Annotated in this window: 10 protein-coding genes and 1 pseudogene; 5 read left to right on the top strand and 6 right to left on the bottom strand. The window is 59.0% G+C overall.

The features are described 5' to 3' along the window. Positions 1-35: 35 nt before the first annotated feature. Entirely contained in the window at positions 36-923 is an 888-nt protein-coding gene (locus tag DK871_RS01190) for a lysophospholipid acyltransferase (protein ID WP_124384439.1), read from the bottom strand. Positions 924-963: 40 nt separating this feature from the next. Continuing rightward, entirely contained in the window at positions 964-1,521 is a 558-nt protein-coding gene (locus tag DK871_RS01185; RefSeq protein WP_161903708.1) for a DNA-3-methyladenine glycosylase I, read from the bottom strand. Between the two features lie 81 nt (positions 1,522-1,602). On the opposite strand from DK871_RS01185, the gene glyQ reads away from it, so the two are divergent. The 4 genes and pseudogenes from glyQ to DK871_RS01165 all read left to right on the top strand — a co-directional run bounded on the left by glyQ (position 1,603) and on the right by DK871_RS01165 (position 5,999). Beyond that, on the top strand, positions 1,603-2,556 hold the full coding sequence (gene glyQ / locus DK871_RS01180) for a glycine--tRNA ligase subunit alpha (protein WP_003187265.1): 954 nt from the start codon (positions 1,603-1,605) through the stop codon (positions 2,554-2,556). Beyond that, positions 2,553-4,607, top strand: coding sequence for a glycine--tRNA ligase subunit beta (glyS, locus tag DK871_RS01175; protein WP_161903707.1), 2,055 nt, complete (start codon positions 2,553-2,555; stop codon positions 4,605-4,607). The genes glyQ and glyS overlap by 4 nt, the downstream gene beginning before the upstream one ends. Next, positions 4,580-5,146 (top strand): annotated as a pseudogene (gmhB, locus tag DK871_RS01170) (D-glycero-beta-D-manno-heptose 1,7-bisphosphate 7-phosphatase); the annotation flags it as partial. The gene glyS and the pseudogene gmhB, both read left to right, overlap by 28 nt. Before the next feature lie 82 nt (positions 5,147-5,228). Continuing rightward, complete coding sequence (locus DK871_RS01165) at positions 5,229-5,999, top strand: 1-acyl-sn-glycerol-3-phosphate acyltransferase (protein ID WP_161903705.1); 771 nt, start codon at positions 5,229-5,231, stop codon at positions 5,997-5,999. Between the two features lie 180 nt (positions 6,000-6,179). Here DK871_RS01165 and DK871_RS01160 read toward each other — a convergent pair whose 3' ends face one another. After that, positions 6,180-8,459: a CHASE2 domain-containing protein gene (locus tag DK871_RS01160; protein ID WP_161903769.1), complete on the bottom strand. Its 2,280-nt coding sequence runs from the start codon at positions 8,457-8,459 to the stop codon at positions 6,180-6,182. Positions 8,460-8,870: 411 nt separating this feature from the next. On the opposite strand from DK871_RS01160, the gene DK871_RS01155 reads away from it, so the two are divergent. Continuing rightward, positions 8,871-9,593: a response regulator transcription factor gene (locus DK871_RS01155; protein ID WP_161903704.1), complete on the top strand. Its 723-nt coding sequence runs from the start codon at positions 8,871-8,873 to the stop codon at positions 9,591-9,593. Between the two features lie 104 nt (positions 9,594-9,697). Here the strand turns inward: DK871_RS01155 and gyrB are convergent, their stop codons facing one another. Genes gyrB through dnaN form a run of 3 tightly spaced genes read right to left on the bottom strand, consistent with a single transcriptional unit; the run spans position 9,698 to position 14,347 of the window. Beyond that, positions 9,698-12,115: a DNA topoisomerase (ATP-hydrolyzing) subunit B gene (gene gyrB / locus DK871_RS01150; RefSeq protein WP_003187253.1), complete on the bottom strand. Its 2,418-nt coding sequence runs from the start codon at positions 12,113-12,115 to the stop codon at positions 9,698-9,700. A 4-nt stretch (positions 12,116-12,119) separates the two neighbouring features. After that, on the bottom strand, positions 12,120-13,223 hold the full coding sequence (gene recF / locus DK871_RS01145) for a DNA replication/repair protein RecF (RefSeq protein ID WP_161903703.1): 1,104 nt from the start codon (positions 13,221-13,223) through the stop codon (positions 12,120-12,122). Positions 13,224-13,243: 20 nt separating this feature from the next. Further along, complete coding sequence (gene dnaN, locus DK871_RS01140) at positions 13,244-14,347, bottom strand: DNA polymerase III subunit beta (protein ID WP_003187250.1); 1,104 nt, start codon at positions 14,345-14,347, stop codon at positions 13,244-13,246. Positions 14,348-14,382 lie beyond the last annotated feature (35 nt).

The following is a 14,382-nucleotide window of genomic DNA, read 5'->3' as shown; positions in this document are numbered from 1 at the left end:
CATTTGATCTCCATTGGCTAGGAGATCAGCGTGAGTCAATACCACCGCGCCTCACCCGGCGGGCGTTTCTTGAAGCGCTTCATGCTCCACATGTACTGGCTTGGGTAAGCACCTACATAGCGCTCAACTACCTTGCTCATCGCCGCACAGGACGTCGCGGTGTCGGTGCTGTACATGTCCTCCGGCGCCGCTTCCAGGATCACCTTGTAGCCCGAGCCGTCCGGCAGGCGCAGGGCATGCAGGAACACACCCACCGCCTTGTGGCCCGCAAGCATGTTCGGCACGAACTTGCTGGTAAGCGCCTGAGTGGCGAAAAACGGTACGAAGATCCCGGCGGACTCAGCCGGCTCCGGGTCGGCAGGAATGCCCACCTGGCCGCCTTTGCGCACTTCCTTGATCACGCTGAGAATGCCTTCCTTGGTGGAAGCCGCCACGCGGTTGCCCAGCTGCACGCGCTGCTTGCGCAGCAACTCGTCCACGGCCTTGAGCTTGGGCGGGCGATAGAAAATGATCGGTTTGCACTGGCTGCAGTAGAAGTGGTTCAACACTTCCCAGTTGCCCAAGTGGCTGGTGATGCCCACCACGCCTTTGCCAGAAGCCAGGGCCTCGTGCAGCACTTCCAGGCCTTCGACTTCACGGACCAGGTCGATAGAGCGCTGCGCCGGCCAGATCCACGCGCAAGCGCTTTCGGTGAGGGACTTGCCAATGTCCATCAGGCTGCGGCCCACCAGGCGCTCGCGCTCAGTCGGGTCCATGTCCGGGAAGCATTTGGAGAGGTTGATCCGCACCGTATCGCGGGAACGGTTGGGGGTTTTCCACATGATCCAGCCGATCCCCGTGCCGACGGCTTGTACGGCGCGCCAGGGCAGCAGGGCAAACAACCGAAGAGCGCCTACCAGCAAGGCGCCTTTAAACTTTTCCACAGGTCACTCCTGATCGTGTGTGGTGCGCAAAGCCGGCATTCTAACCGGCGTTGACCAAGTCCGCGTAGCGGTCGCAGTCCTGGGTGTGGTCCATGACCATGCCCGCGGCCTGCATGAAGGCGTAGCAGATGGTCGGCCCGACGAAGGTGAAGCCGGCCTTTTTCAAGGCTTTGCTCATGGCTTCGGCTTCGGGCGTAATCGCCGGGACGTCGCTGCGATCCTTGAAGTGATTGACCTTGGGTTTGCCGCCGACAAACGACCACAGCAACCCCACCGGATCCTCCAGCGCCAGCCAGGCCGCGGCGTTGCGCCGGGTAGCGTTGAGCTTCAAGCGATTGCGCACGATGCCCGGGTCCTGCATCAGCACCTCGATTTCTTCATCGCTCAATTGCGCCAGGCGCTGCGCGTCAAAGCCGAACAACACCTTTCGATAATGCTCGCGTTTGCGTAAAACGGTGATCCAGGACAGGCCTGCCTGGAACCCTTCGAGCAAAAGCAACTCGAACAAACCCTGCGCATCGCGCAGCGGCGTTCCCCACTCTTGATCGTGATAAGCCATGTACAGCGGATCTTCAGAACACCAAAAGCAGCGTGGCATAAGGCTCCAGGGAGTGGTGGCGGGGCCGAATCGGGTATACTCCCGCTCTTTAAATCGCAGCCCAAGTAACAGGTGAATTTCGTGAGCCAGCCTACGCCAGCCGTGCGTACCTTCCAAGACTTGATCCTCGCCCTCCAGCAATACTGGGCCGAGCAAGGTTGTGTGGTACTTCAGCCCTACGATATGGAAGTAGGCGCCGGCACTTTCCACACCGCTACATTCCTGCGGGCCATCGGCCCGGAAACCTGGAACGCCGCTTATGTGCAGCCCAGTCGCCGCCCGACTGACGGCCGCTACGGCGAAAACCCGAACCGTCTGCAGCACTACTACCAGTTCCAGGTGGTATTGAAGCCCAACCCGGACAACTTCCAGGAGCTGTACCTGGGCTCGCTGAAACATGTGGGCCTGGACCCACTGGTGCACGACATCCGTTTCGTCGAAGACAACTGGGAATCGCCAACCCTGGGCGCCTGGGGCCTGGGCTGGGAAGTCTGGCTCAATGGCATGGAAGTGACGCAGTTCACTTACTTCCAGCAAGCCGGCGGCATTGAGTGCTACCCGGTCACCGGCGAAATCACCTACGGCCTTGAGCGCCTGGCCATGTACCTGCAAGGCGTGGACTCGGTCTACGACCTGGTGTGGGCTGACGGCCCGTTCGGCAAGGTGACCTACGGCGATGTGTTCCACCAGAACGAGGTGGAACAGTCCACCTACAACTTCGAACACGCCAATGTCGACAAGCTGTTCGAATTGTTCGACTTCTATGAAAGCGAAGCCAAGCGCCTGATCGAACTCGACCAGCCGCTGCCGTTGCCAAGCTATGAAATGGTGTTGAAGGCCTCCCATACCTTCAACCTGCTGGATGCCCGCCGTGCCATTTCGGTTACTGCGCGCCAGCAATACATCTTGCGTGTGCGCACCCTGGCGCGTTCCGTCGCCCAAGCCTACCTGCTGGCTCGCGCCAAGCTGGGCTTCCCGATGGCAACCCCGGACCTGCGTGATGAAGTGTTGGCTAAGCTGGAGGCTGCACAATGAGTGCTCAAGATTTCCTGGTTGAACTGGGCACCGAAGAGCTGCCACCCAAGGCCCTCAATACCCTGGCCGATGCATTCCTGGCCGGTATAGAAAAAGGCCTGCAGACTGCCGGCCTGAAGTTTGAAGCCAAAAAAGTCTACGCCGCACCGCGCCGCCTGGCTGTGCTGCTGACTGCGCTGGAAACCCAGCAGCCGGATCGCAACATCAACCTGGACGGCCCACCGCGCCAGGCGGCTTTCGACGCCGAAGGCAACCCGACCCAGGCCGCCCTTGGCTTTGCCAAGAAGTGTGGCGTGGAGCTGAGCGAGATCGACCAGAGCGGCCCGAAACTGCGTTTCAGCCAGGTCATCACCGGCAAGCCGACCGCCAGCCTGTTGCCGACCATCGTTGAAGATTCCCTGAACGACCTGCCTATCCCCAAGCGCATGCGCTGGGGTGCGCGCAAGGAAGAGTTCGTGCGCCCGACCCAATGGCTGGTGATGCTGCTAGGTGACCAGGTCATCGATTGCACCCTCCTCGCCCAGAAGGCCGGTCGTGATTCCCGTGGTCACCGCTTCCATCATCCAGAAAGCGTGCGCATCACTTCGCCGGCCAACTACCTCAACGACCTGCGCGCCGCTTATGTGCTGGCCGACGCCAATGAGCGTCGCGAGCTGATCAGCAAGCGCACCGAAGAGCTGGCCCGTCTGCAGGAAGGCACCGCCATCGTGCCGCCAAGCCTGCTCGACGAAGTGACCGCCCTGGTGGAATGGCCGGTGCCGCTGGTATGCTCATTCGAGGAGCGTTTCCTCGACGTGCCGCAAGAAGCCTTGATCACCACCATGCAGGACAACCAGAAGTACTTCTGCCTGCTGGACGTGGACGGTAAGTTGTTGCCGCGTTTTATCACCGTGGCCAACATCGAAAGCAAAGACCCGCAGCAGATCATCGCCGGTAACGAAAAAGTCGTGCGCCCGCGCCTGACCGACGCCGAGTTCTTCTTCAAGCAAGACAAGAAGCAGAAGTTGGAAGACTTCAACCTGCGCCTGCAAAACGTGGTGTTCCAGGAAAAACTCGGCAGCGTCTATGACAAAGCTGTGCGTGTTTCCAAGCTGGCGGCCTACATTGCCCCACGTATTGGCGGTGATGCCGCATGGGCTGCGCGTGCCGGCTTGCTGTCCAAGTGCGATCTGGCCACCGAAATGGTCGGCGAGTTCCCTGAGATGCAAGGTGTTGCCGGTTACTACTACGCCCTCAACGACGGTGAGCCGGATGATGTCGCCCTGGCCCTGAACGAGCAGTACATGCCGCGCGGTGCCGGTGCAGAACTGCCGAGCACCCTGACCGGTGCGGCTGTGGCCATTGCCGACAAGCTGGACACCCTCGTGGGTATCTTCGGTATCGGCATGCTGCCCACCGGCAGCAAAGACCCGTATGCCCTGCGCCGTGCGGCCTTGGGCGTGCTGCGTATCCTGATCGACAAAAAGCTGGACCTCGACCTGACCCAGGCCGTGGTATTCGCCGTCGGCCAGTTCGGCACCAAGGTCAAGCAAGCCGGCCTGGCCGAGCAAGTGCTGGAGTTCGTGTTCGACCGCCTGCGTGCGCGTTATGAAGACGAAGGCGTGGACGTTTCCGTCTACCTGTCGGTACGTGCCCTGCAACCGGGTTCGGCACTGGACTTCGACCAGCGTGTACAAGCCGTGCAAGCGTTCCGCAAGCTGCCGGAAGCCGATGCCCTGGCCGCCGTGAACAAGCGCGTATCGAACCTGCTGAGCAAGGCCGACAACCTCGGCACTGCCGAAGTCGACCCGGGCCTGTTTGCCGATGCCAAGGAGTTCTCGCTGAACTCGGCCATCGCCAAGGCCGAGAACGCCGTGAAGCCGCTGATCGCCGAGCGTGACTACGCGCAAGCGTTGGCGCGCCTGGCGTCGTTGCGCGAGCCGGTGGATGCGTTCTTCGAAGCGGTGATGATCAATGCCGACGATGCTGGCGTGCGCAAAAACCGCTACGCCATGCTCGCGCGCCTGCGTGGCTTGTTCATCAATATCGCCGACATCTCCGTACTGGGCTGACCATGTTGAAACTGCTGATTCTCGATCGGGACGGGGTGATCAACTACGACTCCGACGCTTACATCAAGTCGGTGGAGGAGTGGATCCCACTGCCCGGTTCGATCGAGGCCATCGCGCAGTTGAGCAAAGCCGGCTGGACGGTGGCCATCGCCACCAACCAGTCCGGCATCGCCCGCGGTTACTACGACATCGCGACCCTGGAGGCCATGCACGCGCGTTTGCGCACGTTAGTGGCCGAGCAGGGCGGTGAGGTGGGGCTGGTGGTTTACTGCCCCCACGGGCCGGACGAAGGCTGCGATTGCCGCAAGCCCAAGCCTGGCATGTTGAAAATCATTGCAGAACATTACAAGGTGCCGTTAGCTGGGATATGGTTCGTCGGGGACAGCCTCGGTGACCTGGAGGCGGCCAAAGCCGTCGACTCTCAGCCAGTTTTGGTTAAAACCGGGAAAGGCGAAAAGACCCAGGCTAAAAACCTGCCGGTAGGCACCTTGATTTTTGACGATCTGGCGGCCGTTGCCGCAGAACTTATCAACAACTAGCCGCCCTCGACTTCCTGACCAAGGATTGTTCGGGAGTGCGCTTTTAACAGGCGGGCCGTGTCCCGCAACGGTAAATGCCGCCATGTCGATCTTGCAGGCCATCAGAACCTTTTTCTTTTACCTGCTGCTGGGCACCAGTTCGTTTCTCTGGTGCACCCTGAGCTTTTTTATTGCACCGTTCCTGCCCTTCAAGGCGCGCTATCGCTTCATCAACGTCTACTGGTGCCGCTGTGCGTTGTGGCTGAGCAAGGTGTTCCTGAACATTCGTTTCGAGGTCAAGGGCGCTGAAAACGTCCCTGATCAACCGTGCGTGATTCTCTCGAACCACCAGAGCACCTGGGAGACGTTCTTCCTTTCGGCGTACTTCTCGCCATTGAGCCAGGTGCTCAAGCGCGAGTTGCTGTACGTGCCGTTCTTCGGCTGGGCCATGGCCATGTTGCGGCCGATCGCCATCGACCGGGACAACCCCAAGGCTGCGCTCAAGCATGTCGCCAAGAAGGGCGATGAGTTGCTCAAGGACGGCGTCTGGGTGCTGATCTTTCCCGAGGGCACGCGGGTGCCCTACGGCACCGTGGGCAAATTCTCACGGGGTGGTACCGCCCTGGCGGTCAACGCCAACCTGCCTGTGCTGCCAATTGCGCATAACGCCGGCAAGTTCTGGCCCAAGACTGGCTGGGCCAAACGCCCAGGCACTATCACCGTGGTGATTGGCGAACCGATGTACGCAGAAGGCGAAGGGCCGCGTGCCATCGCTGCCCTGAATGACCGCGCCGCCGCATGGAATGAAGCACAACAACGGGCCATGGGCTCCCTGCCTCCTGAGCCGGTGGTGGTGGAGACAACGGCGTTTTGAGCATCTGTGGATAACCTGTGTACGCTTTGTTGGCGAATTGGCTTTTTTGCTTCATAACAGGCTGATTTACTTACATATTTCTGAAGCTCATAAAATTCAGAAAAACGTGCATAAGTTTTTTCTTCATAAAAAAACCGGTCCTTGTGACCGGTTTTTTATGCACAGCAGAAAAGCCGCTTTTCAGTCCTCCAATAACGGCAGCAGCAGGATAAACGTCGAGCCCTTACCCAGCTCACTTTCACACACGATGCGCCCACCGTGCCGTTCTATTACCGCCTTGACCATGGTCAGGCCCAACCCAAGACCTTCGCTGCCCTGAGCCGAATCGAAACGTCGGTATTGGTTGAACAACTCCGGCAGATCCTCAGGCGCAATCCCCGGCCCCTGATCGCTGATCCGGCACTCCAACCCACCTTGCGCGCTGCCATGCTTCAACCTGACGGTGGTACCGGATGGGGAATATTTGATCGCGTTCTCCAGCACATTGAACAACGCCCTGGTGAGCAGCGATTGGTCGGCGTAGACCATGGCCTCATCCGCCTCATCCAGGTCGTGGACCAAATGGATGCCCTTCAACTGCGCAATCACCGCCACCTGATCAAAGGCGTCCATCACCAGCATGGCAAACAGGGTGGGCTGGAACTGGTAACCGTCCGCTTCAGCCTTGGCCAATTGCACAAAGGATTCGGTCAGGCTCAAGGCCCGCCGCACCTGCTGTTCGATCTGGGCAAACACCGCGGACTCCCCGTTGTGCACGTCCAGCAGCGCGAGAATCGCTGAATGCGGTGCACGCAGGTCGTGGGAAAGGAAACGCAGCATCGTCTCGCGGTGCTGCTGGGCTTCACGCTCCTTGCTCAGGTCCGTGAGGCTCAACAACCAGCCGAGGGCAAAATCCCCTTCGGCGGGCAGCAAAGGTGCCAATTCCATGCGCAAACTGCGTTGGTGGATATCGCGAAACTCGACCAGTTCCAGCGCCGACAGGGCAGGGCGTACACCATTGTGCAGCGGGGGATAGCCCAGATCAGCAAGCTGTTCGACGAGGTTTTCGCCGACCAGGTCATTGCCGAATACTTCACGGGCCACGCGGTTGGCCAACAGGATGCTGCCCTGGGGATCGGTGATCAGGGTCGCCACCGGCAGGCACTCCAGGCCGTCCGCCATAAAGCGCCGCGTATCACGGGTACGACTGACGGCTTGTTCTAGGGCAAAGATCCGCCCTTGCAACACATCGCCCTTGCTGGCGGGCGCACGTCGACGTTCCGGAAGCACCTTGGGTTCGTTATCCAGGCGTGCCAGTTCCCAGCCAAAGTAGGCGAGAATTACGCTCAGGCGTCGCCAGTTCCAGATCAGGTAACTCAGTAGCAAACCGATCAGGCACGCTGCGGGGCTCCACCAGTGGCCCAGGCGCAATAAAGCCCATGAGCCCAGCAACGCCGCGGCCATGCCTGCCAAGGTCATCCACAGGGCGTAGCGGGGGCGCACAAGCAGAAGGCCCAACAGCAGGGCCACCAGGGACGTTGCCAGCAACGCCGCCAGCCAGCCGGGCAGATCGACGATGCTGCGGCCCTGCAATAAACCATTCAATACGTCCGCCTGGATCTCAACCCCCGCTGTGGTACCTACGGTGGAAGAGAGCGGCGTCACGAAACGATCAGCCATGCCATAGGCTGAGGCACCGATCAGAACCAGGCGACCCCGCAGCGACTCGGGAGCTACCTCGCCGCGTAGTACGCTGACGTAGGACACACTGGGAAACTGGTCTGGTTCTGAAGTGAACGGCACACGAATCTCATGCTCCTGATGCCAGTTCCCGCCAGTAGGCTCATGCGGCAGGCCCGGCATGGTCTCGGCATGCTCGCTCATGGCGAACGCCAGCCACGCCAACTGAGGAAGCGTGCTTCCCGGCGGGCCTTCACGTAGATACACGCTGCGAACCACACCGTCGTTGTCCGCTTCGACGTTGATGTGACCGACACCCTTGGCGCACTTGAGCAGTGGCGACAACGGCGCTATGGGAGCCTTGGAGCTGACGCTGCTGTCTCCGGCGATGGGCAGCAATACATTGCCGGCTTTGCATACGGCATCGGCCAAGCGCTGGTCGTCATTACTGTTGCTGCTCTCACTGAAGATCACATCAAACAAAATACCCGCCGGCTGGGCGGCGTTCAGGCGTTCAATCAGCTCGGCATGTACGCTGCGCGGCCAAGGCCACGGCCCAAGTGCTTCCAGGCTCGGCGCATCGATGGTCACCAGAACGATGCGTGGATCCACCGGTAAGGGCGTGAGGCGGCGCAGGCTGTCATAGAGCGGATTGTTAAGCGCCAGGCCAGCACTCAAGGATAAGTAGGCGGTAAAGGGCAGGAGTACCAGACCGATCAGCAGCCATTCACGAACCAACCCATGGAACAAAAGCTGGGCCTGGGTAGGTTGGCGTTTCTCGGCTTTGCGCCATAGGTTCACAGGGCTACCGCCACGAGCGTGCCAAGGCATTGATGGTCAATAAGTAAAAGTGTCATAAGCCCAGGATCCCTCTCCATGGGGTTGCGATGAAGTGCATGCGGTGTTCTGAAACCAGTGAAGCTTATTTCGGTCTCATTGGAGGACTCCCCACGGCCGCACGATGAACGATACCGCACATTGGAGCAGGCATGAGGCACCGGCGAGGCGATCGGCACAGAGCCTTTTCCACACCGACAGGAGCCGGTATCTTCTTCGAAGATCGTAGTGAATTGAGTTTACGGCGCTTTCAGCGTATCGAGAGATCCAAGCACTGTAGAATCCCTCCATAATTATTCAGATTCAGAGGTCGGCATTTGTGCAGCATGTGCCTCCCATTCAAGCTCTCGTATTTTTGTAGGAAGGACCCCGCCTATGCGTGTCGCAATACTGGATGACGAACCCGCGGAGTTGCGACGGGTGGAACAGACACTGCGACAGATTCCCGGCCCGGCTGATCAGCCTTGGTCTCTGCATTTCTTTGAGCGCGGTGAAGACCTGCTGCGCCAGCTACGTCGGGAAACCTTTGACCTGCTGATCCTCGACTGGCAACTGCCGGACATCTCCGGGATAGCGTTATTGCGCTGGACCCGCGAGCACATGGAGTCGCCTCCCGCCGTCATCATGCTCACCAGCCGCGATGCCGAGAGCGACATCGTGACAGCGTTGAATAGCGGGGCGGACGATTATGTCAGCAAGCCGTTTCGGCCCAATGAACTCAAAGCACGCGTCAGTGCCGTCCTGCGGCGCCACGGGTTGCAGAGGTCGGCTAGCCAGGAAGTGCAGAGCTTTAACGACCTGACGTTCGACGATGCCGAACTAACTGTGACCCGCGCAGGCAAACCCATCAACCTGACAGAACGGGAATACCGTCTAGCCAGCTGTTTGTTTGCCAACCTGGCCCGGCCGTTGTCTCGCGAGTACCTGTATGAGCGGTTCTGGAGCCACGAAGAAATGGTCTCGTCGCGGCCGTTGGACACGCATATCTACCGCCTACGTAACAAGCTAGGGCTGACGGCGGATCGCGGCTGGCAGCTGTTGACGATCTACGGGTACGGGTATCGATTGGAGAGTGTGACACCCGCTGTGGAAAGTTAAATACGTCGATGTTCCACGTGGAGCATTTAAAAATGCGCGACTACGAACCAACAAAAAAGGCCAACGCTAAGCGTTGGCCTTTTGTTTTTAGCTGATGTACCTGATCAGAAGTCCAGGTTAGACACCGCCAAAGCATTGCTCTCGATGAAGTCACGACGAGGCTCGACCGCATCACCCATCAGGGTGTTGAAGATCTGGTCTGCGCCAATGGCGTCTTCGATGGTCACGCGCAGCATGCGACGCTGAGCAGGGTCCATGGTGGTTTCCCAGAGCTGATCCGGGTTCATCTCGCCCAGACCTTTATAGCGCTGGATGGTATGACGCTTGGTGCTTTCCGCCATCAACCAGTCCAAGGCTTCCTTGAACTCTTTGACCTGCTTCTTGCGTTCGCCACGCTGAATGTAGGCACCGTCGTCCAGCAGCGTGCTCAGTTGCGCGCCGAGGGTGACTACGGTTTTGTAGTCGTTGCTGCCGAAGAAGTCGCGGTTAAAGGTGACGTAGTTGGACAGGCCGTGGGAGATCAGTTCGACCTCAGGCAGCCATACGTTACGTTCGCGGTCTTCACGCAGGCTGGCTTTGTACACCAGGCCAGACTTCTCCACCGTACGCAGGCGCACTTCGTATTGGGCCAGCCAATCCTGCATGGCGGCGTGGTCGCCCAACTGCTCCAGGCTTACGGCCGGCAGGTAGATGAAGTGCTCGGTCAGCTCCTGAGGGTACAGGCGCGACAAACGCTTGAGCGTCTTCATGACCATGCGGAAGTCGTTGACCAGTCGCTCCAGCGACTCACCGGAGATACCCGGCGCTTCGTCATTCAAGTGTAGGCTGGCATCTTCCAGGGCCGACTGCGTCATGTACTCTTCCATGGCGTCGTCGTCTTTGATGTATTGCTCTTGCTTGCCCTTTTTCACTTTGTACAACGGCGGCTGAGCGATGTAGATATAGCCACGCTCGATCAGCTCCGGCAACTGACGGAAGAAGAAGGTCAGCAGCAGGGTGCGGATGTGCGAACCGTCGACGTCAGCATCGGTCATGATGATGATGTTGTGGTAGCGCAGCTTGTCGATGTTGTACTCATCGCGACCGATACCGCAGCCCAATGCCGTGATCAAGGTGCCGACTTCCTGGGAGGAAATCATCTTGTCGAAGCGGGCCTTCTCAACGTTAAGGATCTTACCTTTCAACGGCAGGATGGCCTGGGTGCGACGGTTACGACCCTGCTTGGCGGAACCGCCAGCAGAGTCACCTTCCACCAGGTACAGTTCGGAGAGGGCAGGGTCCTTCTCTTGGCAGTCAGCGAGTTTGCCTGGCAGGCCGGCGATATCCAGCGCGCCTTTACGGCGGGTCATCTCACGGGCCTTACGCGCGGCTTCACGGGCGCGGGCAGCATCGATCATCTTGCCGACGACCAGCTTGGCTTCGTTCGGGTTTTCCAACAGGAAGTCGGAGAAGTACTTACCCATTTCCTGTTCAACCGCAGTCTTCACTTCGGAAGACACCAACTTGTCTTTGGTCTGGGAGCTGAACTTCGGATCTGGTACCTTGACCGAGATGATCGCCGTCAGGCCTTCACGAGCATCGTCTCCGGTGGTGGCGACTTTATGCTTCTTCGCCAAGCCTTCCGCTTCGATGTAGGTGTTCAGGTTACGCGTCAACGCGGAACGGAAACCCACCAGGTGAGTACCGCCATCGCGTTGTGGAATGTTGTTGGTAAAGCACAACAGGTTCTCGTTGAAGCTGTCGTTCCACTGCAGGGCGATTTCCACGCCGATGCCGTCTTCACGCTGGATGTTGAAGTGGAACACCTGGTTGACCGCAGTCTTGTTGGTGTTCAGGTATTCAACGAACGCACGCAGGCCACCTTCGTACTTGAACAGCTCTTCCTTGCCGCTGCGCTCATCCTTGAGGACGATGCCGACACCGGAGTTAAGGAAAGACAGTTCACGAATCCGCTTGGCCAGGATGTCCCAGCTGAAATGGATGTTCTTGAAGGTTTCTTCCGAGGGTTTGAAGTGGATCTGGGTACCGGTGGTCTCACTGTCGCCGACGATTTTCATCGGTTCCTGGGGTACGCCGTGGACGTAGGTCTGCTCCCAAATCTTGCCGCTACGGCGGACAGTCAGGATCAGCTCTTCGGACAGGGCGTTCACTACCGACACACCTACACCGTGCAAACCACCGGATACTTTATAGGAGTTGTCGTCGAACTTACCGCCGGCGTGGAGCACGGTCATGATGACCTCTGCCGCCGAAACGCCTTCTTCTTTGTGCACGTCTACCGGGATGCCACGACCGTTGTCACGCACGGTGATGGATTCATCCGGGTGGATGATAATGCTGATGTCGTCGCAGTGACCGGCCAGAGCTTCGTCGATGGAGTTATCGACCACCTCGAACACCATGTGGTGCAGACCGCTACCATCATCGGTGTCGCCAATGTACATACCGGGACGTTTGCGTACGGCATCCAAACCTTTCAGCACTTTAATGCTGGTCGAGTCGTACGTGTTTTCTTCGCTCATGCCTTCACTCCCGATGGTCGTGGGTCTGGGTGATACGGCCTTGTTCCACGTGGAACAAAGCGACTGGCGTTTCCGTATGCCAGCCTTCCCTCAATAATTCGTGGTCTACACAGGTGATAAACACCTGGCAGCGTAAGTCTTCCAACAAGCGGCATAGCGAGCGGCGGTGCTGCTCGTCGAGCTCCGACGGCAAGTCATCCACCAAATAAATACACTGACCGCGTCGAGCCTGGCTAACCAAATGGCCCTGCGCGATACGCAACGCACAGACCACCAACTTTTGCTGGCCGCGGGACAAGATGTCCGCGGCATTGTGTGCACCTAATCTAAGGCGCAAATCAGCGCGTTGGGGTCCGGCCTGGGTGTGGCCGATTTGCTGATCCCGTTGCAAGGACGTTGCGAGCACTGCACTCAGCTCACGTTCTTTGTCCCAACCCCGGTAATAACTCAGCGTCAGCCCCTCGAGGTCCAACAACTCGCTCAAGGTCTGCTCAAAGACTGGTTTCAAGGCTTTGATATAGGCACGGCGGTACTCATCTATTTCGTCGCTGGCCAGGCACAGTTCGCGGTCCCAGGCTGCTTGCGAAGCGGCGTCAAGTGTACCATGCCGCAGCCATGAGTTCCGCTGCCGCAGGGCCTTCTGCAGGCGCTGCCAAGTGGCCATAAAGCGTGGTTCCACGTGGAACACGCCCCAGTCGAGGAATTGCCGACGGATTTTCGGGGCACCCTCCAGCAATCGAAAGCTGTCGGGGTTGATCAACTGCAACGGCAGGATCTCTGCCAACTGCGCTGCGCTGCGCGCATTTTGCCCGTCGATTCGTATCTGAAATTCCCCACCGCGATCACGCGATATCCCCAGGCTGCTATGACCGCCTTCAGCCAGTTCCACTTGGCCAAATACGGTGCAGGCCAATTGTTCGTACTGGATCACGGGTAACAGGCGCGCACTGCGGAAAGAACGCGCAAGCCCCAGCAGGTGGATGGCTTCCAGCACGCTGGTTTTGCCACTGCCGTTGGCGCCATGGAGGATGTTGATGCGGGGGGAAGGGGAGAAGGTCACCGGGTGCAGATTGCGCACCGCGGTGACCGAGACGCGACTAAGGGACATCTAGCTTCTGCTGAGCATGGTTACAGGCGCATCGGCATGACAACGTAAGCCGAATCGTCGTTGTCGGATTCTTGCACCAGGGCGCTGCTGTTAGAGTCCGAAAGGATCAGACGAACCTGTTCGGTGGTCATCACCCCCAGCACGTCCAGCAGGTAGCTCACGTTAAAGCCGATTTCCAGCGATGCGCCGTTGTAGTCGACACCCACTTCTTCTTCCGCCTCTTCCTGTTCCGGGTTGTTGGCCTGGATTTTCAGTTGGCCGTTGGCCAGCTGCAGGCGAATACCACGGTACTTTTCGTTGGACAGAATCGCCGTACGGCTGAAGGCTTCACGCAGAGCCTGACGATCACCGACCACCAGCTTGTCGCCGCCTTTAGGCAACACACGCTCGTAGTCCGGGAACTTGCCGTCGACCAGCTTGGAGGTGAAGGTGAACTCGCCGGTCGTGGCGCGAATGTGGTGCTGGCCCAACACGATGCTGACGTTACCGTCTGGCTCGGTGAGCAAGCGCGCCAGTTCAAGGATACCCTTGCGTGGAACGATCACCTGGTGACGATCCGGCTGACCAATATCGGCACGCATCGAGCACATCGCCAGGCGGTGACCGTCGGTGGCTACCGCACGGATGATGCCTTCCGATACTTCCAGCAGCATACCGTTGAGGTAGTAACGCACGTCCTGCTGGGCCATGGCGAAACTGGTGCGCTCGATCAGGCGACGCAGCTTGCTTTGCTCCAGGCTGCACGTCAGCGAGCCCGGGCCTTCTTCCACGGTAGGGAAATCATTGGCCGGCAAGGTCGACAGAGTGAAACGGCTACGGCCAGCCTTGACCACCAGCTTTTGCTCATCCACCTTGATGTCGATCAGCGCATCGTTGGGCAGGCTTTTGCAGATATCCATCAGCTTGCGCGCCGGCACGGTGATCTCGCCAGGTTCGGCGGGCTCTTCGAGCTGGACGCGACCCACCAGTTCGACTTCCAGGTCGGTACCGGTCAAGGACAACTGTTGCCCCTCGACCACCAGTAATACGTTGGAAAGCACCGGCAAGGTCTGTCGGCGCTCGACGACGCCTGCGACCAGTTGCAGGGGTTTCAACAGGGCTTCGCGTTGAATGGTGAAATGCATGGTCTAGTCCCTTGCCTTAATAAGCTGCGCTGGTG

Origin of the sequence: Pseudomonas sp. L13, assembly GCF_009935965.1 — a bacterium.
Taxonomy (GTDB): Bacteria; Pseudomonadota; Gammaproteobacteria; order Pseudomonadales; family Pseudomonadaceae; genus Aquipseudomonas; species Aquipseudomonas lactis.
The sequence above is the reverse complement of the archived record's forward strand: the minus strand, read 5'-3'. Positions and strand labels throughout refer to the sequence as shown.